Source organism: Nonomuraea sp. NEAU-A123, from assembly GCF_018603905.1.
Lineage (GTDB): Bacteria > Actinomycetota > Actinomycetes > Streptosporangiales > Streptosporangiaceae > Nonomuraea.
The window spans coordinates 85,863-106,176 of record NZ_JAHFZZ010000017.1 but is presented as its reverse complement, the minus strand read 5'-3'; the positions used below and the strand labels follow the sequence as shown (position 1 = coordinate 106,176).

The following is a 20,314-nucleotide window of genomic DNA, read 5'->3' as shown; positions in this document are numbered from 1 at the left end:
GCGGCTGGTCGAATGAGGGTGCGGCCAGATCAGCGAGGTCGGGACCCGCCTATCTGTTGCGCACGTCATCTAGATGCGCAACCACAGGGATCAGGTCGTCGGCGTCTCATGGTCGACCAGGTACCGCGTTCAACAGCCAGCAACAAAAGAACGGGAAGACATCATGAGTAAGGTCTGGTTCGTCACCGGTTCGTCGCGCGGTCTGGGCCGCAGCTTCGTCGAGGCCGCCCTGTCGCGCGGCGACAAGGTGGCCGCGACCGCCCGCAACACCGCAAGCTTTGACGAGCTGGTCGCCGCCTATGGCGACGCGGTGCTCCCGCTGGAGATGGACGTGACCGACAAGGCCGCCGTCTTCGACAGCGTCAAGCGGGCCATGGAACACTTCGGCCGTCTGGACGTCATCGTGAACAACGCCGGCTACGCCCAGGTCGGCGCGATCGAGGAGCTGACCGAGCAGCACCTGCGCGACCAGCTGGAGACCAACGTGTTCGGCGCGGTGTGGGTCATTCAGGCCGCACTGCCCTACCTGCGCGAGCAGGGCTCAGGGCACATCATCCAGCTGTCCTCGGCGGCCGGGCTCATCGCGATGCCGCTCGGCGGCGCCTACCACATCTCCAAGTGGGCGCTGGAAGCCCTCAACGAATCCCTCGCCCAAGAGGTCGCCGACTTCGGCATCAAGGTGACCGTGGTCGAACCCGGCGGCTTCGCCACCAGGTCCGGCAAGAACCCCGACCCACTCGCCAACGGCCACATGGCCGAGCCCGACCCGATCTACGACGGCCTCCGCCAGCGCCTCGCCGAATTCACCGGAAAGCAGCCCACCGGCGACCCCGCCGCCGCGGCCCAAGCCCTCCTCAAGATCGTCGACTCCGACAACCCGCCCCTGCGGATCCTCTTCGGCAAGGGCTTCTACCCGATGATCCAGCAGATCTACGCCGACCGGCTCAAGACCTGGGCCGACTGGCAGGACCTTTCAACGGAGGCTCACGGCAAGCTCGATCAAGAAGATCGGTGACCCCGGTCTGAGCTTTCAGACCTGAGCCGCGTCGTTCTTCTCAGCCCGACGCACGCCCCCAGTAATAGAGGTGCCCCCGGTCGCGCGTGCGTGAGCTGTACGGCTGGCGCCGGCCGTACAGCTTTCGGGATGGAAAAGCCCGAGGTCAGGTATTGAGGCGTTGCCGCTGAGGGACGACCGTGTACTTCGGGTCTCCGGCCGAAGCCCTGCCCGCCTCCAGGATGCCGAACCGGGTGCACAGCGCGCCCGCCGTAAGGGCGAGACCGGAAAGCGCCGTGAGGGCACGGCCGCGCCCGGCGACCGCCGCGAGCAGCCCGCCACCAGCCGTCAGCACGCGGGCCGAAAGCATCAGACGTCCCGCCTTCCCCACCCGGTACGGCTCACCGATCGGCCCAAGCCGGCGTTCCATCAGCAGGCCCGCGACACTCTCCACCGCAGCCCCGACCACCGCCAGCACCCGAGCCGGCCCCGCCTCCGCCCGAGGGGTCGCCAGCATGCCCACCGCCCCGGCACTGGCCAGCGCGCTCCCCGCGAACAGGAACGGCAGCTCCCGATAGGCCTCGTGCCAGACGGGCACGGCGGTGTCGGCGATCAGTACAGCGGTGTAGGTGGCGGTCAGCGGACCGGTCAGGCCAGTGGCGAGCACCGCCGCGTCACCCACGGCGGGCAAGATCCCGGTCAGCTCGGTCGAGGCCGCGACCGCCGACAGCCCGCCCTGGGCGGCCAGGATCCAGGAGCCCATGCTCATCGGCGAGGTGGGCTTGAACACGCGGAACATATTGAGAAACCGCGACGGCCTGCCCAGCTCGGCTGTGAGAAGGCCGGCTCCGGCGACGGCGCCGATCGCCGCCGCGACCCGGGCGGTGCGCGCCAGCCGTTCGTGCCCCGTCAACCCGGCCATGACCGCCATCACCGACGAAACTCCCGACAGACCCCCCATGTACAGATATGTCGGCATGTGGGGTTCGTGCCAGACCGGAGCCTTGAGCACCGGCCGCCCGTAGTACGACCGGAACTCCGCCTCCGGCACCATCGACCGCTCCCGCGTCACCGCCGCGCCCCTCTGCGCGACCCCGCGAAGGCCACCGCCACCGCCCCGGCCAGGGACAGCGCCGCCGCCCCCGCCCAGCGCCACATGGACGGCAGGTCACGGGTGGTCACCACGGGATCCGGCGGCAGCCCGTACACCTCGGGCTCGTCCAGCAGGAGGAAGAACGCCCCCGCGCCGCCCACCCCGTCGTCCGGGCTCTCGCCGTACAGCCGGGCCTCGGTGTGCCCGTCGGCGTGCAGCCGTTCCACCCGCTCCTCTGCCCGCTCGCGGAGCTCGTCGAGCGGGCCGAACTGGATCGAGTCGGTCGGGCAGGCCTTGGCGCACGCCGGTTCGAGGCCGCCGCGTTGCCGGTCGTAGCACATGGTGCACTTCCATGCCCGTCCGTCGCCCTCCCTGCGGTCGATCACGCCGTACGGGCAGGCCGAGACGCAGTAGCCGCAGCCGTTGCAGATGTCCTCCTGGATCACCACCGTGCCGAACTCGGTGCGGAACAGCGCGCCCGTCGGGCAGACGTCCAGGCAGGCGGCGTGCGTGCAGTGCTTGCACACGTCCGACGACATCAGCCACCGCTCGATGCCCTCGTCAGCGGAGGGCAGCTCCACCGGACGCGACTGCTCGATGAAGGCCACGTGCCGCCAGGTGCTCGCCCCGAGCGCCCCGGTGTTGTCGTAGGAGTTCGCCTCGAACACGAACCCGTCGTCGGGCAGTTCGTTCCACTCTTTGCAGGCCACCTCGCAGGCCTTGCAACCGATGCAGACGCTCGTGTCGGTGAAGAAGCCGTACCTATGTGGTGCTATGTCCGTCACGGGAAGCCTCGAATGATGAGTGTCCAAGTTTCTGCCCTGACCTGGGAGAACGCTGAGGCGTCTCTGAGCGGCGTGCCCGGGTCGGAGCGGGACAAACCTTTCAATGGCCGTCGTGACGGACTCGGCCACAAATTCCCCTGACAACGCGAACGGCCCCAAGCCGGTGCTGGAACACCTGCTCAGGGCCTTGATCCCCCACCTGCATCAACCAGGAGAGGACCCATGACCATTAGTAGCATCCCCGAGCCTGAGGACGTCTCTGCGCTCATCAGCGGTGCCGAGGCGCTCCTGGCGGCCAATGCGCCGGTTGAGCAGCCCGCCCCGCCGGTCGCCACCACCGGCCCGGCAGTGACCCCGTCGGCGGCCGTGACCGGCGAGACCAAGCGCGTGCGCCAGCTCCGGGCCGAGGTCGCCGAGGCTCACCTTCTGGCAGACCTCCAGGACGACGATTCCCCGCTGCTCCTCGACTCCCCCAAGGTGCGCAAGCGCCGCCGGGCCGCGTACGAGGCTTCCCGCCTGCACGAGCTCGCGCAGGACCCGATGATGAAGGCGTGGCAGGCCGCGCGGATGCGCAAGCTCCTGGTGGCCGTCTCCATGGTGTCGCTGACGCTCGCGCTGGCCTGGTCGACGGCCGGTGTCCAGGTGTTCGCCTCCGAGGGAGCTCCGGCCTGGTCGCCGTCGTGGGTCTTCGCCTGGCTGGTCGAGCCGTTCATGAGCATGGCCCTGCTGGTCGTCGTCGGCGCACGCGCCTACATGGCCACCCACGGCCAGCCCATCGAGTCCAAGACGCTCACGTGGATCGAGTACCTGTTCCTGGCCCTCACGCTCGGCATGAACGCCTGGCGCCACCTGCCCGGCGTGGCCGCCGATTTCAGCCTCTCCGCTCTGGTCCTCCACATCCTCGGGCCGGTCGTGGCCGTGGCCATCGTGACCGCTCTCCCGATCATCCTGGCCGCGTTCTCCGGCCTCGACCACGGCCGCCAGTCGGTGACCCCCTCCGGCTCGACCCGTCCGCAGACCCCCGCCGCCCCCGCTGACCTGCGGTCGGAGAGGGTCACGGAGACCCACACGAGCAGCCCGACGCGCGGCAAGTCGCTGGCTGACCACCGGACCGATCTCACGGTCCTGATCGCGAACGGCGTCCTCCCTCCGGAGCCCTCTGCGGAGCGCATCCGCAAGGCCCTGGGCTGCAGCCGTGAGGCCGCCATGACCCTTCGCGACGAGCTCCGCGACGAGAGCTGATCCAGGCCCGCACAAGGGCCTGACGAAGCCACAGAGACAGTACGACCCCGGTCGGTGCGCCAACACCGGCCCGGGGTCTAGGGCCACCCCTGCACCTTCAGGAGCGAACCTTGCCCAACCGTACCCCGGGGTTCCGCCGGGCCGAACTCCCCACCGATCACTTCACGACGGTCAGTAACAGGTGGGTCCGTGACAAGCGGCTGACCTGGAAGGCTCGCGGTGTCCTCGCCTGGCTGGCCTCCCACAAGGTCGGTTTCCGGATCTCGGAGAACACCCTCATCGCCGCAGCGCCGGACGGCCGTGACGCCGTACGCGGGGCTATCAGGGAGCTGGAGAAGCACGGCTACCTCGTTCGGGAGCGCCAGCGCGCCAGCAGCGGGAAGCTCGGCCGCGTCGACTACATCCTTTGCGACCCCTGGACCGCCGGAAATCAGCAGGTCAGCACCAACGACGGATTTTCCGTCCCTGGTGGCACCTCCACCCCCGCGCCTACGCCGGAAAATCCGTCACAGGTTCCGACCAGCGGAAACGAGGTCGACGCCCAGGCCGCACCTACGACGGAAAACCCGTCGCAGGACGTGACCAGCGGAAACGAGGCATCGTCGCAGGTCAGCACCAACGACGGATTTTCCACCCCTATAAGAAGAACAGAAGAGAAGAAGAACAAGAAGAAAATCAGTGATCATCTTCTCGCCGTAGGCGAGCGCACGGTCCGTACCGCGCGAGGCGCCGCACAGACGCCTTCGGCGAATCAGGAAGATCTTTCTCGGCTGGCTGGCGACGTGCTCGGCCAGATGCCGGACCACTACCGGACGGCCCCGGCCTGGCTGCGCTCCCGGATGCTCAAGCGGATCTCCGAGGCCCTGGCTGATCACGAGCCCCTGGCCCTCGTCGCCTACGCCCACAAGTTCGCCTCCGACCCGGATTTCGGCGACTACGAGCACCTGCGCCGGTTCGCCGACGTGATCCGGAAGCTGGACGCCGACGTGACCGACGGCTCCACCTGCCCCCGCTGCGGCCGTGACCCGCTGCACACCTTCTGCTCCGCCGACGTCGAGGGAGGCACCCGATGAGCGCCGATGCCGTAGAGATCACCCTGAGCGGCCCTGAGCGCGCTCCTCTGCCCGTTTCCGTGGCTAAGCCGATCAAGACCATCTCCGAGGCGGGCAAGGCCGCTCAGAGCCGCATCAGCGACGAGGCGGCCAGCCCGGTCAAGGCTTCCGAGCCCACGGGCCGCACCTCCACCGGTCGGCCGCTGTCGCCGGGCGACGCGGGCGCCCTGCGGTATGCCGTGAGCATCGTCGGGCACGGGGCTCTGCGGACGCCGCTGCACTCCTGGGAGCGCGCGTGGGACTGGGCCATGCTGTCTCACCTGCGCGAGGGTGGCACGCACCGTGGCGCCGTGGCCGAGAAGCACGCCGCCATTTACACCAAGCTCCAGCAGGACCGCGCCGCGCGGGCCGGTGCCGTCGTCAAGTTCGCTGCCCTGCCCTGGATCACCCGGGTACGGGTCGGTAAGTTCCCCTTGGCGTTCGGGGCTTGGGGCGTTACCGCTGGTGAAGTGGCCTACCTCGCTTCCCCGTCGCACCCGTTCCTGTCGACGGTCATGGGCGGACTGAACGGTCTCCTCGCCGATGCCGTGGCGGCCGTTGCCAGCCTGGCCAGCCCGGTTGCCCTGCCTGCGGCCGGAATTCTCGGCCTGGCCATGATCGGTGGCAGCATCCGCCAGGAGCACGACCGCCGCCGCGCACAGATGCGTATCCGGGACGGCGCCGACGTCGGCGTGATGCAGGACGGGGAGCTGCTCCCCGCGATCCCGATCTCGGACTGCTCGACTCCGCAGGCCGCCATGGAGGCCGTACGTCGGGCCCTGGCGATCGAGAAGATCAGCGTCCGGCCGCTTTCGGCCAGCGCAACGGCCTGGGGCTGGGAGGTCGTCGTCCAGATGCGCAAGGGCCAGCCTGGCGACATCACCCGGGCGGGTGCTGACCTGGAAACGCTGCTCGACGTCCGGGAGGCCGGAGTCCTGACGACGCCGCACCGCGACAGGCGGGCCCGTGTGACGCTGCGGATCGTCGAGTCTGACCCGTGGGCGGACATGCCGTCCATGCCCGATTACGCAGCTCTGGGCCGGTCCGTGCGTGACTCGATCTGGCTGGGCCAGCGTCTCGACGGCGCCCAGATCAACACGGCGTTCGCCAGCAAGCACAGCCTCATCCTGGCCGCGTCCGGCGGGGGGAAGTCGATCCTCCTCCGGTCCATCGCTGACGGCCTCGGAGCGGCCTCCGACACGCACATTTGGGACCTTGACCCGTCCGGCGTCGGCCAGGCGCCGCAGGCGGCCGTCATGGGCCGCGTGGCGCTGGACCCGGAAGACTGTGAGCGGGCCCTGACGGACGCCGTGGCCATCGCGGTTGCCCGTACGAGGCTGCTCCGCAAGCTGGGCATGGGCGACTCCTGGCAGGCCACTCCGGAGCGTCCGGCCCTGGCCGTGATCGTCGACGAGTACCCGCGCCTGACGTCGGCCGCCCGCGAGGCTGCGGTGTCGCTGCTGCGGATCGGCCGTAAGGCGGCCGTGTTCCTGATCTTCGCCAGCCAGGACGCCAAGAAGGACACCCTCGGTGACTCCATCGCTGGTCAGGTGGCGTTCCGGGCGGCCGGTCCTGGCCTCCAGGACTGGCAGGCTGATCTCTTGTTCGGCGCCGGTGCGCGGTCTCGTGGCTGGGACCCGGGCCGCTACCAGCCCGCCACCTCCGCCGATTCTCCGAACGACGCGGGGACGTTCTACGTGGCCGGAGCCGGGGAGGACATGGCTCTGCCCATGAAGGTCGGGTACATGTCCGGCGCCACGGCACAGACGAGGGCCGAGCAGTACGCGGCCATGGGCCTGTGCCCGCTGCTCGACGCCGGGACGCTGACGGCCGCCGGGCTGGACGAGGCCAGCGTGTACGTCCGTACGGACGCTGACGAGATCGAGGCCGCTCCGGTGACGCTGGAGCTCGTCTCCGCACCGATTCCTGACGAGGCCCTGGCGCTGCTGGTGGCCATTGCCCAGGACGTCCAGTCCTGGAGCACGGAGTGGGTACCCGCCGCCGAGCTCGCCAGCATGGCCGCGACCCGGATGGGCTGGGAGCAGGGCAAGACGGCCGAGATGCGGACGGCCGCCCTGCTCGACGCTGCGGACATCCCGTCACGGCGCCGGTCGACGGGCATGGTTCGGCCGCGCGCCGCACTCCTGACGGCCGCCGGGCGGGATCTCCTGGCCACGCCGTAGCTACACGCTGCGTGACGGCCTGCGGGTCTGCACGGGGGTCTACATCGGTCAACACGGTGTAGGCCCTGTGCAGACCTCCGGTGCAGACCTCATGACCAGCCGAAACGGCCTCGCTGACAAGGCCGCCCTACGAAATCCGCCGGCAAAGGGTCGCGAGTCTCTCACCTGCGAAAACGGTCAGTGACTCCCCCCTCCCTCTAACAGACCTCCCCCGCCGCGTTCCTCGCGCTCCGTGATCACGCGGCGGGCCCGTCATCCCCTCGGAAGGACTCCCTCATGGAACTGCTCATCGCCCTCCTGGTCGCCGCCGTGGTGGTCGCGCTGATCTCCCGCAACCGGAACCCCCTCAAGGTCTGCCCGACGTGCAAGGGCGCCGGTGTACTCCGGTCGGGCGTGTGGTCCAAGCGTTTCCGGCCGTGCACCAGGTGTGGCAGAAAGGGTGAGATCAGCGCCCGCTGACCGCCTGGCCGTTTTCCCGAAAGCCGGTAAGAGGATCATCCAGAAAGCAGGGAAGAGGAACATGAGCAAGATCGTGGTCACGGGGAGCGCGATCGTCGGCCTGATCGCCCTGGGCGCGCTGGTCAACGCCTGTGACGAACGGCCGCGCCCGCTGGCTAACGCCTTCACCACCCCGACGGCCACCAGCTCGCCGACGGCGCTCCCGCCGGAGGCTGAGCGGTTCTACACCGAGCACAAGACCATGCCGAACCTGTCCGGCCGGACGCTCGCGCAGCTCACCAAGCTGTTCCAGCCGGTCAGAGACACGGTGTTGGTGGCCAGGACGGCGGACAACACGTTGGCCGTCGGCCGGGAGAAGGTCACGAAGCAGGTCCCCAAGGCGGGCGCCAAGCTGGCCGCTGGCCAGCCGGTCAAGATCTGGATCACGTACGGGACCAAGCGGCCTCGCTCCACCTACCGGCCGCACGTGCCTGGTCGGGACGGGAATCGGGACAGTCATCGGGACCGTGGAGAAAGCCGGTTCTGTAGCCGCCGCTGGTATTGCTGAGCAACTGATCAGAGAGCCCCGCGAGGACGTCCCTGCGGGGCTCTGTCGTGTCTGGGGACGCTGTGAGGCCATGAAGTCGTGACGTCATGGGGCCGCCTGGCGTACCGCCTAACGTAGTTGGTACATCCCTCCGGGTCACCTTTGCCGGCGAGCGAGGATCACGATCAGCCGAAGCTCGACATCCTGTACGACGTCCAGCGCGTTTGGACTCAGATTCAGCCCAAAAAACAGGGGGAGAGCCGGTCGCTACACCGCTACCTCGGTACATAACGACACGTCAACCAGATAGCGCACTCTGGTAGCGGCTCCGCTACCTCGGTGAGGCTCCGCAACCTGATCTAGCTATCGCAGATGGACAGTTTGCCTAACGAGCCCCACGGTCAGTGTGGCGCACTGCCAAGGGCGTGATCATTATCGGCGGATGCGAGCTCGAACACCCATAAACACGGAAGTGTCGCGGTGTGCGAGCACAGGTAACGGCATGGCAAACTTGGGTCAGCCAGTCCTGCGCTCTTACTTCCAGAGGGCGTCGTGTGCACGTCATAGTGCACCTGGGCTAGCTCACGAGTCACGCACGCCAAGACTCGGGGAAGACCCCTTGCACGCCAAAAAGGACACGGCAAGCCAAGGCTCACGCGAATTCAGCACGTGTGCAAGGGGAACCTGCGGGATACACAGGACGGTCCCAGCAGGTCAGGGACTGCCAGACCGAGGCAAGTCATCACGCTTAGTGGGAGGGGAGGACCTCGTGAGTACCGCTACGACATCTCAGGAGCTGCTTCCCCGACCTAACGGGGCGTTGATGATTGTTGCTAGGTCGGGCGTTCCGTACCACCTGTCCGTAACGAATCCGGGGAAGGGCAACCGATGCCGCTCGCCAAGATCGATCTGGGCCTGGACTAGGCTCGCCCACCATGCCATGGACCACATGGGGAGCTTGGCTCCTGGATGTGGGTCCATGGGGGATGATCGTGTTCATCGTCTACCGATTGATCGCCGTCCTGTGGACACGCCAGATTCTGGCCTCTGCCCGCGATCAGAAGCAGAAGGTGAGCGACGCTCGTCTGACTTTGTGGGGAGCCTCAATACATCTGGGTCAAGATCTACAGCAGCAGACAGATTCAGAGATGCCGGAGTTGGAACCGCCCAAGGCGGAAGACCAGCCGGATCCCCCAGCGGTGGAGCAACCTCCCCGCCGCCGACGAAGACGCAGGCATCGGTCAGACGGCAGGAGTAGAAGCCCTTAGATAACGGTCCGGGTGCCCTAACCCGAGCAGGCCCCTTCGCGAACTTGCGGAGGGGCCTTTTGCATGCCGTACGCAGACGAGATTCTGCGTCGAGACGTTCGCCTCCGGCCGACCTTCGACCTATTAGGAGCCATGCTTGCCTCGAACCTTCCACAGGAAGTACAGATCCGATAGTTCGATCGCGGACCGGTCGTCGAAGTACTTGTGAAGGTGCGCAAGCGACGCAACAATCGTGCCAACACCGGAGGTTGCGACACCTGCAGTTGCTACCAATGGCGCGCTTGAAAGCGCACCAACCATGGTAGCCATGCTTCCCAAAGACACGTTAGTGGTGAGCTTACGAGCCAGGGTCTTATTTACGGCCTTTAGTTTGCTCTCTATCTGAGCTAGTTCAGGTTTGATGAACTCGTCAACCACTGACTGTGCGATCTCATGTGGGTCACGTTCTCCCTGTTGAGCGATTTGCTCTCGAATAGCCTGGCGCAGAGCATTGCGGTATCGCTCAAAGTGCGGCCATTCGTCATGGCGAATTCGAAGCAGCTCACGCGCGGGCACGCCTCTAAGGACAGGTAGCCGGATCTCTAGAGCAACGGCCTTTTCTTGTTCTTGTTCTTGTCGCTCTGTGTCCGACCTGTCGTTATTCATGTTGAACCAAAAGGCGTCGGGGGTCTGGAGAAGCGGAAGTTTGAGAGCGCGGGCAGTGTATACGTCCATCACGAGCGCATTTGAATGTCTTCCAATGACCTCCAACGCAACATCCTTGGCTGTTGGCTCGGTGGATGGATCTTCTGCGTGAGAAATCTCTCCATATACTTCATCCATTCTCGGATGCTTAAGCGTGTAATGCCATGCGCGAGGGTATTGCTTCAGTTCAATCCGCGATTCATCTATTAGCGCGTCTGTTAGACGAGCGAGCATAGAATCGTCAATCAAGACCGACAGACCGTACTCCTCGGCGCTTTTACGAAAATGCTTGTCGCAGAAACTTCCGGCCTTGGGGGCAAAATCCAAGAAAGGTTCAGCGCCGATTTGGCGGAGGTGCAGAAGGAGGCGTATGCGTTGCTCCAAATTGTAAAGAGCCTTGTAGTGCGCTTCCGAATTATCATGGCTCGCTACTCTTTCGACGGGGCTATGTCCGTCGACGGTAACTTTGTCAAAGTAGTGCCATATGCTGCCGAATAGACTATCTATCTGTGGCCGAAGACAGTCGAAGTGAACGCAACCCATTCGTCCCGACAAATCCATTCGGCGACCGGCGACGATGTTATTTGTGTTCAACCTTCTAGCATGAAGTGGCAATGCCACATCTGCTGCCTGCAACTCCACCAGTCTTTCAATATTTGCAGGCTTCCTGATTGCTTTCCGATAATCTTTAATCGACCGAATTTGCAGCTCGTCCAACCACGTGTATTGCCAGTATTTCTCGTTATCGGATGGTTGCATGAGGTGACCCCTTCGCGCTCCTCCGGTTAAGGAGAGGCCGGATAACTGACCAGAAGATCCCCAAACGTCAGGGACTTATAGATACGTTACTCGCTTCTCGAGGGCGATCAAGGCTTGATCACTGATGACAGCTGAACGTTCTAGTGAGCCTAGAAGGCTACGGGATCTTGAGAAACCGCCTGGCGGCTTGAAGAGCTTCCTCACGAGCTGCTCCCAACCCACAACGAAGCTTTCGGTCCTGCTCAATATCTCCATTAAGCCCTTCCGTAGCGAACGTCAGATAGTCCTTGTTCCTGTACCGGACCGCGTTGGCTGCCTTCACCACGCTCGGAGGAGCAAGAAGGCGGAGTCGGGTTAGCGCGTCCTTCTGCTCGTCGTAGACGGCACTCGCAGCGTCTAAATGAGATTTGAGGTCATCGTCCGACAGGCCCGCCCTCTTCATCGCTGCGGCTTGCTTGCACTCGTCCTTGCACCGATAGCTTGCGGTCAGGAACTCCGCGAGGGTATCGACGAGTACCTCCCTGGACCACTTCGTTTGCTCCCGGCGTCCAGTGACGAAGAGATTGAGGCCAGCTAACACAGCGGCACAGGCGGCAGCGATGGCAGATAGTACAGGCGCACTCATGCAGCGAGTCTCTCGGATCTCCCTTCGCTCTGCCACTCGACTGTCGGTTGGGACCACCCTCGAATGGGACGGCAGGGAACCTGCAGCGACAGGGCACGTTCGCGCTCCGCAAGGCCGCAGAAGTAGTAGGTACATTCAGGACGGCCACACATCCGCCGGCGAATGCTGCAGGGGCCTGGCGTTGTGCGTTTTCCCAGTTCAGGGTAATGATATCCAAGCCGCGGGGACCTCCAGAGCTTGCCACGCTGCCCGCGCTGAAGTTGGGGTGCTGTTCCGCATTGCCGGTGGTTAGGCCCCAACTCTGACGGCGCTGAATTCCGTGTTTCTCCGCGTGGCCGATCGGCCAACATACCTACTACGGGCCCTCTCGCAGGCTTCAGAGAGCCCTACGACTGCCGGACAATGCCCAGACACGCGTGTGGCCTGAAAAGCCTCTGCGTAAGTGCTCTACCAGGCCACTGCTCACGATCACGGGTCGATATGCCGTGCAGATTTCCAGGTAGCATCCCCTTCCTCAGGAGTGTTTAAGGATGCCCCCTCGCGAATTCTTAGTCGTCGAAGTTGAGTGCAGCGAACTCCCCGAAACGCTCTTTGGCGGCTGCGTCGTATAGGCGTGCCGCCTCCTCGGCCGTTTTCAACCTGCCTAGATAAATGCGCTTCTTGTCAACGTAGATAGCGGCCTCATACGGCCCTGCTCCTCGGGGCCCCCGGGCCCGGACACCCTTGTACCCCGTCTGTCCCCAGCCCCAGCGGTTCCTGGCATTCTGGGTGCGCGTGGCAGGCCGGAGATTCTCCCGGCGGTTGTCCAGCGGATTCCTGTTGATGTGGTCTACCTGTATACCCTCGGGCACATCAATCACCAACCGAGCCACGGGCTTGGTTCCCGCGTCGGTCCGCGCCCACGCGTACCACGCCCCAGGGGTGCTGGTCCGTACGGTGATCTTGCAATCCTTCAGCATCTCGGCAATATCATCATCAACGATTACTGTTATGCCCGGTCTATTCGTTTCAAGCTCTGCCATGCAAACAACTGTGGCCAACTCCTTCCGCCATTCGGTAATGCCGTTTCTCGTGGCGGGAGGCCACTGTTTACGCCATGAACCGCCCGGCTACTCGCGACACCAGGCGGGGTCCCCTGGGAGGGGCTGGCTTAAGGGTGGGTGGGGTCGCTTTTGCCAAGGGCAAGCCGGTTGGAGGTCGACGGCCAGGAGCTCGACGACGACGGCCGCCGTGCGCGTGCGCCAGCTCGACGATGGCCGGGCCCAGGAACGCAGAAAGCGCCCACACTCCCGAGAGAAGGTAGGCGCTCCTGGTGGCCGTGGCTGGCTACAGGCCGGTCACGGGGTTGTCCGTCCAGCGGTCTCCCTCCTCCAGGTAGCCGAGCAGGGCCTTCGAGCCGTCGGCCCAGCCACCATGACGGCCGATCCTCTCCAAGGCCGCGCCGGAGCGCCTGGCGGCCGTAGCGAAGCCACGCCGCAGGGAGTGACCAGTCCACCGGCCGTCAAGGTCAGCAGCCTGAGCGATCCTGGTGACCACGTCCGCAGCAGCGTCAGAGGTCATGCGGCCGGACGGATCACCGATCGGGAGGCCCTTGCGCAGCATGGGCGGGGCCACACGGCCGTGCCTGTCGATCCTGACCAGGAGCGGGCCGGACGTCCGGCCATCCTCGGCCATCGCGGTGAGCAGATCCTTCAGGGCACGCACGGGGCACGTGGCCGGAACGCGGCCGTAGGGGATGGCCGTCTCCGTGAACGTCTTGATCTTGCGTCGGTAAACGTTGACCAGCAGGCCGTCAGGGGTCTCCCGAACGTCGGCCACGTCGAGCGCGACGAGCTCCGAGACGCGAGCGGCGCAGGCGTAGCCGAGCAGCAGCAGGACGGCGTCACGCTTGCCTGCCAGCGTCGAGCGGTCGAGCGTGGCCAGCATCGCGCGCAGAGTGTCGGGCACGGCCGGATCGGCCTTACGAGGACGGGCGGCCGGATCCTTCGTCAGGGCCAGGCGCTCCCGGTAGCCAGACAACACCTTGCGGCATGCCTTGGTCTGCGGGGGCTGGGCGTTCGCCGCGTTGTGCGCCGTCCGGATCGCGGCCAACGCGCGCTCGATGCTGGACGGCGAGAGCGGACGGCCGGTGCGTGCCGAGGGAGTCAGCGTGAGATGAGTGACGTACTCGGTAATGGTCTCTGCGGTCGACGGGAGCGCCACGCGGCTACGGTCGGCGCACCACGTGGTGAACGCGCTCCAGTCGGAGGCGTACGCGCGGCGGGTCGACTCCGGGATGCCCGCGAGGATGGCCGCCCGTGCGTCGTCGCTCAGGGCGATATCGGCGGCCGAGTGAACGGGCACGGCGGGGACGGCCAGAGCGACGGGGACGAGCTCGGTCACGGGGGTCTCCTCGGGCTGCTTTTAACTCCTGAGAAGAAACATTATCAGGAGCCAGATCTGTAACGATCATCCCAGCGACACGATTAGACAACGACGGGGCGGCACGGACGAACCTCCCCTCGCTCGGCTGAGCCAACGGCTCTGGACGATCAGCCCGCGATCAATAGAGGGGGCATCCATTGGCGCGTAATCCTGATGCGGTAGAGCATCGTTGCTTGGAATGCGGGGGCATGACGCGGGCCAATCAACGGACGGGTCGCCTCTACTCCCATTCCCTTCCCCGATCGACCAAGGTCTGTAGGGCGTCCGGATCGCTCGTGATGGAACCCTCTGGCGGTCCCCCTCCTGTACCGCCTCGGCTGGAGAAGCCCAACCCTCCCCGGCCTCAGCGCAAGAGACGCATCACCCCGCCCGAAGGGCCGTCCGTCAGCGTGCGTACCGTGTCGGGCGGGTTGCCGGGGTTGGGCAAGAGGCGCTGAAGGGCGGTCGGAGGCCCGGCCTTCACATGTTTTGCGGTGGAACCAGCTAGATGTCGTCGGTTGGCATCATTCGTCGAGAGCGGCCACCGCGGATGTGATGAGGCTGCGGGCCGCTTTGCCGTACACCGCAAGCTCTGCCAGCTTCGTGAATACGTCGCCGTACATGGCGATCTCGTGCGGCTGCGTGATCGTCAGATGGCCGGAGACGAGTTCGACGGTCACCTCGGCCTCGTCGAACATGAAGAAGCCCTCGGTCGGCCAGATTGTGGACCGGTCGGCTCCCAAGGGGATGATCCCCAGGGAGATCGAGGCCAAGATGCTCACGCTCAGGAGATGACCGAGCTGCGCGGCCATGATGTCGACGCCGCCTATGGGCTGGCGCAGCACGCTCTCCTCCAGGATGACCGCGATGCGCCGGCCACCGTCGTGGATGATGTGCTGCTTGTCCACGCGGACCTGGACGGCCTCCTCGATGTCGTCAGGCAGCCTCCGGCGATGCATGAGGGAGGTCAGCAACGCCTCGATGTACATGGGCGTCTGCAACGGGCCAGGGATGAGCTGCGAGGAGTAGATGCGGAAGTGCCGGGTCCGCTCCCAGGTGGGGATGACGGACTCCTGCGCGGCCTTCAGGCCCGTGCGCTCCATCTCCCTCCACTCCACGAACATGCCCTCGATGGCCTCCAGGGAGGCCACCAGATCCTCCGTCTGATCGGGCACACCGCAGCGTGCGCACCACACGCGGATGTCGGCGGTCGAGGGTGTGCGGCGGGCGTTCTCGATACGGCTGACCTTGGAGGGGTGCCAACCGGCTAGCTCCGCGAGATCTCGGCCGGTCATGTCGGCGTCGGTCCGGACCTTGCGGAGCCTGGCCGCGAGCACACGCGCTGCGTGCTGGGCGCTGGAGGACGAGAGGGGCACGATCGGCTTGATCAAGCTGGCTGGTACTGGTCGTGCGGAATGGCGCGTCGCCAGACGGCCTCGAACGCCTCGGCGCTGAACTTGATCACCTCAAGGTCGGTGACGTGCTCGACGTCCAGCCAATCCCCCTCTCCGCTGAAGTGGTTAATCAGGAGCACCTCCCCGTCGAACAACCAGAAGTCGTTGCCTGGGAGGGCAAGGTCTGAGGCTCTCCTGCGCGGCAGCCACCGGACCTCCTCACCGGCTCGCAGGTTGGGGAAGGTGATGTCGTACTCGTAGCGGATGTAGTTGCTGATGGGCTCGGACACGATACGCGCCCGGCGTACCTCGACACCACGGGCGACGACGTCGGCGATGTTTTGCAGCCACGGTCGCCACCACGATGATCGGTCTTCCGGATCGAGCCGGTGACCGGCTTGCCAGGCGTGGTAGTCCGGATCATCGAGCATGTAGCCGTCGCGCATCTCCAGGTGGAGCGCAGAGCGACGGCACCGCCGAAGGGCCTCGTCGACGCGTTCGGCTGGGGTCACTACTCGGCCTTAGGCAGGAACTGGACCATCCGTAGGGGGATCCGGACGACGGCCTCCCCCAGGGGGATGTCTCCGACTTCCCCCACGGCTACAGGGTCTGTGAGGGTGTAGCCCTGCACGATGAGGTCGCCGGTGTCCTGGTCCTGCCACAGGGTTGGCGACCCCCCGCTTGGGCTGTCGGGATCCTTGCCGAGGAACCGAAGCATCATGGATTTCCTCCTCCTGAGAGATCGAGTACCCACGTGCCGTAGCTTGCGCGCTGCCGCACCCAACCTCAACACGATTGCCAGAAGTTGCCAAGCAAGATCGGAGTGACCACCCCCTGACCGATATGTGGGCAAGGCATGGCAACGGCATTGAGCCAGCTCGGAACGCCTTCGTAGCTTCCACCCATGGCGCTCCACATCCCAGAGAGCACGACGTCTAGCGGCACCTACGTCCCTGAATTTCGCGACGTCGAACAACGCCCGGACGGCACCTGGACGGCCGTTCACTACAGCGGCAAGGTCATCACCGCGCCGACTCGCCAGCGCTTGGAGTACATAGAGGCGCCGACCGTCCGCATCCTCCACACGTGGGGGCGACCGGCCTCATGAGCGGCTACACGACTGTGCCTTACACGATCGCGTACGCCAACGAGCTGGTGTCCGACCCGATCGGATTTGTCCCGTACGCGTGCCGACAGCGCTTGAGCTATCTGCCCTCATCCAGATCTGGCGACTGGGTCAAGGGCCCGTCAGCCCGGTCGTGGGAGCCGGGCATCCTCCGCGCCCGTGTGCGCGACCTGCGAGGCAAGCCGGACGAGCGCGGCGCTGAACGTATGCGCAAGCTCAACCAGCGCCGTCAATGGCAATGCATGGACAAACGGCTCTGCCAGGTGTGCGGCGACCCCGCGACCGACCCTGAGACGGGGCTTATCCCGTGGCTGCTGACGGCGACCGTGTTCGAGCGCACCGGCGCGGAGAGCGGACGTACCAACGCACCGCCGACGTGCTGGGGCTGCATCCCCAGGGCCATGGAGGAGTGCCCCATGCTGGGCGAGAGCTTCGGCCTCGTCACGGCGGTCGGAGTCGAGTCCGCTGGAGTCCTCGCCGACATGTACCGGCCTGGCTTGCTGCCTGGCACGTTGATGCCGACGGCGCACAACGTGTTCGTGTCCTGGGACGACTCCACACATCACCCTCATGCGCTGGCCACCTCTCAGGTTGTGGAGCTGCGCGGACTTAGATCCGTGCCCTAGTCCCCCGGCTTCCGTTGCTGCAGCTCACCACCCACCGCCGACGGAAGCCGGGCCAGCACCCTCGGTACGTCACTACCGGGGTAGGTGTTGGTCCCCGCCTCTGCTCTGGAGGGCCGATTTCCCAGGGCGGGGACCACACCACACACACGCGCGGCTGTACGTCATCCGGTTCACGTACGGGTGACGTACGCGATGCCGTCGACACCCCCGGCCGCCGGACGCAACCGGCGCGCGTTCATGACGCCGTGTCGGGCATGTTCGTCGTTTCAGGGGACGAGCAGGTTGATGGCGATACCGATGGGGATGGAGACCAGCGCGCCAAGGGCGAAGAACAGCCACTGCTGACGCCGTTCAGCGCGAATCGTCGCTTTGGTCTCGCCGACCAGGATTTGGCGGATTTTCTCGGCCTGCACCTCATTGACCTCCAAGAGCCGCTGCTGTTCACCGGCCTGTTCGAGGAGCACCTCGCGGGCGGCCTGCTGTGCGTCGAGGTCGCGCTGTAGATCGCTCATGACGGAGGCCGCTTCGGCGAACGCCTTGTTGACCTCGTCGATGTGGCGTTGGAGCCGGGCGTGAGGGTTTTCCTCCACGGCGGCCAGGCGCTGGTCAGATCTGCCAGTGATGCTGCGACCTACGCCACTGAGTTCCAACAGGCCGCCCACACTGCCGAGGAGGAAGAACCCGGCAACCCACCAGGCGACTGCACCCCCCTCGGCTACGGCAACAACGGTGGTTGCTATCGCGGTCAGCCAGATTGCAGCGACTGTTTGGGAAGTGACCTTCACTCGGCCATTACATCGCTGGGACTCATGCCGTTGAAGGGCCGTGACCTAAATCGTGATCAGCTCCGGCCACTGTGCACGATCCCCCGACGCTCGTCTGCGCCCCATGCCTGAAAAATCGGGGGGCGGGGCGCTGGCCTAGTTGGTCGACGGCGGGAAGCTGCTAGCGCTCGGCCTCGGCCGGAGCTGGCGGCATGGTGTCGACGGCCACGGCAGGCACCAGGCGCCCGTGATGTGACGGTGTCGCTGTAGGGGGTGGAAGAGGGATCGGCCCAGACCCTCGCTGATTCCGCCGGCCGATTGCCCAGAAAATCCGGCACCATTTTTTGACCTGCGGAAACGGTGCTCAGAGGCAAAAATACGGTGACTGGCCGAGGGCATCGGGCCCAGAAAATCCGGCTCGTAGCCGGGAGCTGGTAACGCCGTACGGCGAGGGGAGCCGGTCAGTGCCTCGGGGTATTTATCTGATGGGTGTACGAGCACATCCCCGGCGCCTCGGCCTGCCCGATTTTCCCCCGCCGCGCGGGTCTACACGCTGGCTCCAAAAGTGTCGCTGCTGCCGAGCGCAATCCACTGGCGCAGGTCGTCAGCCCGCTGCCGGGCCTGGCTCTGTGCTTCCGGCGGGGCGGCCGGGTCAGCAGCGGCCTGCTCCTCGGCACGCATGCGCGGGCCAGTGGAGAAGCCCGACGCCAGCCAAATCACCCGCCGAGGCGTCAGCTGGCCATCCGGCTGCGGTACATGGCGAGCCGGTTCGCGGGGCTCCACGGGTCATCGTCGGCCTTGGCGACCTTGGGCGCGGGGAGAAACACGTTGTTCTCGTAGAAGTCCTCGTACCCTTCCGACGGACTGTCGTCCAGGTTCGGCATGATCGCCTGGGCCTTCTGCCCGTCAGCCTTCTCGTGGAGCAGGAAGCGCAGGCCGACGAAGTCCCTCCAGATCACCGTGTGAGACATAGCCTCACGGAGCCCCTCAGGAAGGTTCTCCTGATCCCTGCCAAGGTTCGAGAAGATCGGGTACAGGTCGATCATCCGGCGGATGACGCTGGCCTCCACACCGTTGCTGAGCCACCGGTTGATCGTGCTGCCCAGAGCGGGGGTGTTGAAAGCCCCCTCACGGCTCAGAGCCAGCGCCCAATCCCGATCATTCCGGTACTCCTTCATCGACTGGCGGAACTCCTCGGCCAGGGTCTTCCCGGTGACGATCCCCTCGTCCTGGAGCTCTTCTGCGGCCTCGTCGAGCTCGGCCTGTCCGGCACTAGCGAGCTGATCCGGCAAGCGGACCATGCCGCGAACCTCCACGCCGTTCACGCGGTGGATCTCCTGGTTCAGGATGTATTCGTTCTGCTCCATCTGGCCGGGGCGGTGGCGCTCCAGGAGGCCGATTCCTTCAAGCTCGCGGAGCCAGGTGTTGAGCTGCCGAAGGCTGATGTACGGATCCTCGGCGTTCTTGCCGGGACGCGGGCTCTTGAAGTACGTCCGGAGCTTGCTCTGAGGGACCTTGACGGCGTCGTACCGGCCCTTGGCCGTGGCCTCCAGCATGTAGAGCAGGTGAAACGCCTCGTCCGAGATTTCGCAGGCGATCACGGGCATCTCGATCTGGGACTTGGCCTTGAAGCTGATGTGCGGCTTACCACGGTAGGTGTCGTCCTCGAAGATCCTCTCCAGGACCTCGTACCGGACGCCGTCCTTGGTCTTGATCTTCTTCAGGAGGTCCAGCTTCTGGAGCTGAGCGGTGGTCCGCTCGATCGTGCTCTCCGACGTGTGGAGCTTCTCGGCGATTTCCGGGACGGTGAAAATCGGCCAGCGGATACCGGAACCGTAGGCGCTGTGGTCGCTCTTGCTCGCGAGGATCAGCGCAATAATGCGAATTCCAGTACTGGTCACATAGTCCGAGAACATGGTCGTCTCCGGCACTTCGCCAAAAGCTCGTACGACCCTACGGACTGATACGCTATTCACAGATGAACCATCCTTCATCTCACCGGCCCGAAGTGTTCCCAGCACTTGCGGGCCGTTTTAGTGGCCAAGATCCACGATAGCAGTGCCTGTTTCTCGGGCAGCAGTGCCAGGAGCGCGGCGAACGCTTTAGGGCTCGCGAGCCGGGGATTTCAGCTCGGGTTTTGTGGGGACCCTACAGAACATCCCAACTCAAGAGGGCCGGAAGTCTGTCCCGAGACGTACGCCGATGAAGTTCCTGGTCGAGGCCGATCCCGTCACCAACTTCCGATGGATGCCGTCACCGGCTTCCGATGGATCCCGTCACCGACTTCCAGCT

19 protein-coding genes are annotated in these 20,314 nt (G+C 65.4%); 8 read left to right on the top strand and 11 right to left on the bottom strand.

The window, feature by feature from the left end:
* Positions 1 to 163 precede the first annotated feature (163 nt).
* Positions 164 to 1,015 (top strand): SDR family NAD(P)-dependent oxidoreductase, encoded by an 852-nt coding sequence (locus KLK06_RS40800; protein ID WP_214641042.1) that lies wholly within the window; start codon positions 164 to 166, stop codon positions 1,013 to 1,015.
* A 145-nt stretch (positions 1,016 to 1,160) separates the two neighbouring features.
* Here KLK06_RS40800 and nrfD read toward each other — a convergent pair whose 3' ends face one another.
* Together nrfD and KLK06_RS40790 are read right to left on the bottom strand one after the other, a co-directional pair.
* Positions 1,161 to 2,066 (bottom strand): NrfD/PsrC family molybdoenzyme membrane anchor subunit, encoded by a 906-nt coding sequence (gene nrfD / locus KLK06_RS40795; protein ID WP_308168682.1) that lies wholly within the window; start codon positions 2,064 to 2,066, stop codon positions 1,161 to 1,163.
* Positions 2,063 to 2,872, bottom strand: coding sequence for a 4Fe-4S dicluster domain-containing protein (locus KLK06_RS40790; protein WP_214641041.1), 810 nt, complete (start codon positions 2,870 to 2,872; stop codon positions 2,063 to 2,065). Before KLK06_RS40790 ends, nrfD begins: the two co-directional genes overlap by 4 nt.
* Positions 2,873 to 3,094: 222 nt before the next feature.
* Here KLK06_RS40790 and KLK06_RS40785 point away from each other — a divergent pair, with 222 nt between their 5' ends.
* The 5 genes from KLK06_RS40785 (at position 3,095) to KLK06_RS40765 (ending at position 8,394) form a co-directional block, all read left to right on the top strand.
* Positions 3,095 to 4,114 (top strand): manganese efflux pump MntP family protein, encoded by a 1,020-nt coding sequence (locus KLK06_RS40785; RefSeq protein WP_214641040.1) that lies wholly within the window; start codon positions 3,095 to 3,097, stop codon positions 4,112 to 4,114.
* Between the two features lie 110 nt (positions 4,115 to 4,224).
* On the top strand, positions 4,225 to 5,187 hold the full coding sequence (locus tag KLK06_RS40780) for a helix-turn-helix domain-containing protein (protein ID WP_214641039.1): 963 nt from the start codon (positions 4,225 to 4,227) through the stop codon (positions 5,185 to 5,187).
* Positions 5,184 to 7,388, top strand: a complete 2,205-nt coding sequence (locus KLK06_RS40775; RefSeq protein WP_214641038.1) for a hypothetical protein — start codon at positions 5,184 to 5,186, stop codon at positions 7,386 to 7,388. Before KLK06_RS40780 ends, KLK06_RS40775 begins: the two co-directional genes overlap by 4 nt.
* A 276-nt stretch (positions 7,389 to 7,664) precedes the next feature.
* Positions 7,665 to 7,847, top strand: a complete 183-nt coding sequence (locus KLK06_RS40770; protein WP_214641037.1) for a hypothetical protein — start codon at positions 7,665 to 7,667, stop codon at positions 7,845 to 7,847.
* A gap of 61 nt (positions 7,848 to 7,908) precedes the next feature.
* The gene (locus KLK06_RS40765) at positions 7,909 to 8,394 is read left to right on the top strand and encodes a PASTA domain-containing protein (RefSeq protein WP_214641036.1); all 486 of its coding nucleotides are present in this window, start codon (positions 7,909 to 7,911) and stop codon (positions 8,392 to 8,394) included.
* A 1,370-nt stretch (positions 8,395 to 9,764) separates the two neighbouring features.
* Here KLK06_RS40765 and KLK06_RS40760 read toward each other — a convergent pair.
* The 7 genes from KLK06_RS40760 to KLK06_RS40730 form a co-directional block, all read right to left on the bottom strand.
* On the bottom strand, positions 9,765 to 11,084 hold the full coding sequence (locus tag KLK06_RS40760) for a hypothetical protein (protein ID WP_214641035.1): 1,320 nt from the start codon (positions 11,082 to 11,084) through the stop codon (positions 9,765 to 9,767).
* A 157-nt stretch (positions 11,085 to 11,241) separates the two neighbouring features.
* Positions 11,242 to 11,709: a hypothetical protein gene (locus tag KLK06_RS40755; protein WP_214641034.1), complete on the bottom strand. Its 468-nt coding sequence runs from the start codon at positions 11,707 to 11,709 to the stop codon at positions 11,242 to 11,244.
* 548 nt (positions 11,710 to 12,257) lie between these two features.
* Positions 12,258 to 12,731, bottom strand: a complete 474-nt coding sequence (locus tag KLK06_RS40750) for an HNH endonuclease (protein ID WP_214641033.1) — start codon at positions 12,729 to 12,731, stop codon at positions 12,258 to 12,260.
* Positions 12,732 to 13,035: 304 nt separating this feature from the next.
* Positions 13,036 to 14,091 carry a site-specific integrase gene (locus KLK06_RS60525; RefSeq protein WP_214641032.1) on the bottom strand — a complete coding sequence of 352 codons (1,056 nt, stop codon included), beginning with the start codon at positions 14,089 to 14,091 and terminating at the stop codon, positions 13,036 to 13,038.
* A 545-nt stretch (positions 14,092 to 14,636) separates the two neighbouring features.
* Positions 14,637 to 15,488, bottom strand: coding sequence for a helix-turn-helix transcriptional regulator (locus KLK06_RS40740; protein ID WP_308168681.1), 852 nt, complete (start codon positions 15,486 to 15,488; stop codon positions 14,637 to 14,639).
* Between the two features lie 11 nt (positions 15,489 to 15,499).
* Positions 15,500 to 16,018 carry a DUF6879 family protein gene (locus KLK06_RS40735; RefSeq protein WP_308168680.1) on the bottom strand — a complete coding sequence of 173 codons (519 nt, stop codon included), beginning with the start codon at positions 16,016 to 16,018 and terminating at the stop codon, positions 15,500 to 15,502.
* Positions 16,018 to 16,227, bottom strand: coding sequence for a hypothetical protein (locus tag KLK06_RS40730; protein ID WP_214641031.1), 210 nt, complete (start codon positions 16,225 to 16,227; stop codon positions 16,018 to 16,020). The genes KLK06_RS40735 and KLK06_RS40730 overlap by 1 nt, the downstream gene beginning before the upstream one ends.
* 183 nt (positions 16,228 to 16,410) lie before the next feature.
* On the opposite strand from KLK06_RS40730, the gene KLK06_RS40725 reads away from it, so the two are divergent.
* Entirely contained in the window at positions 16,411 to 16,614 is a 204-nt protein-coding gene (locus tag KLK06_RS40725; RefSeq protein WP_214641030.1) for a hypothetical protein, read from the top strand.
* Entirely contained in the window at positions 16,593 to 17,258 is a 666-nt protein-coding gene (locus KLK06_RS40720; protein WP_214641029.1) for a hypothetical protein, read from the top strand. The genes KLK06_RS40725 and KLK06_RS40720 overlap by 22 nt, the downstream gene beginning before the upstream one ends.
* Positions 17,259 to 17,524: 266 nt before the next feature.
* Here the strand turns inward: KLK06_RS40720 and KLK06_RS40715 are convergent, their stop codons facing one another.
* Both KLK06_RS40715 and KLK06_RS40710 read right to left on the bottom strand, forming a co-directional pair.
* A complete protein-coding gene (locus KLK06_RS40715; protein WP_214641028.1) occupies positions 17,525 to 18,043 on the bottom strand; it encodes a hypothetical protein in 519 nt (172 codons plus the stop codon).
* A 710-nt stretch (positions 18,044 to 18,753) separates the two neighbouring features.
* Positions 18,754 to 19,938: a hypothetical protein gene (locus KLK06_RS40710; protein WP_214641027.1), complete on the bottom strand. Its 1,185-nt coding sequence runs from the start codon at positions 19,936 to 19,938 to the stop codon at positions 18,754 to 18,756.
* Positions 19,939 to 20,314: the final 376 nt, after the last annotated feature.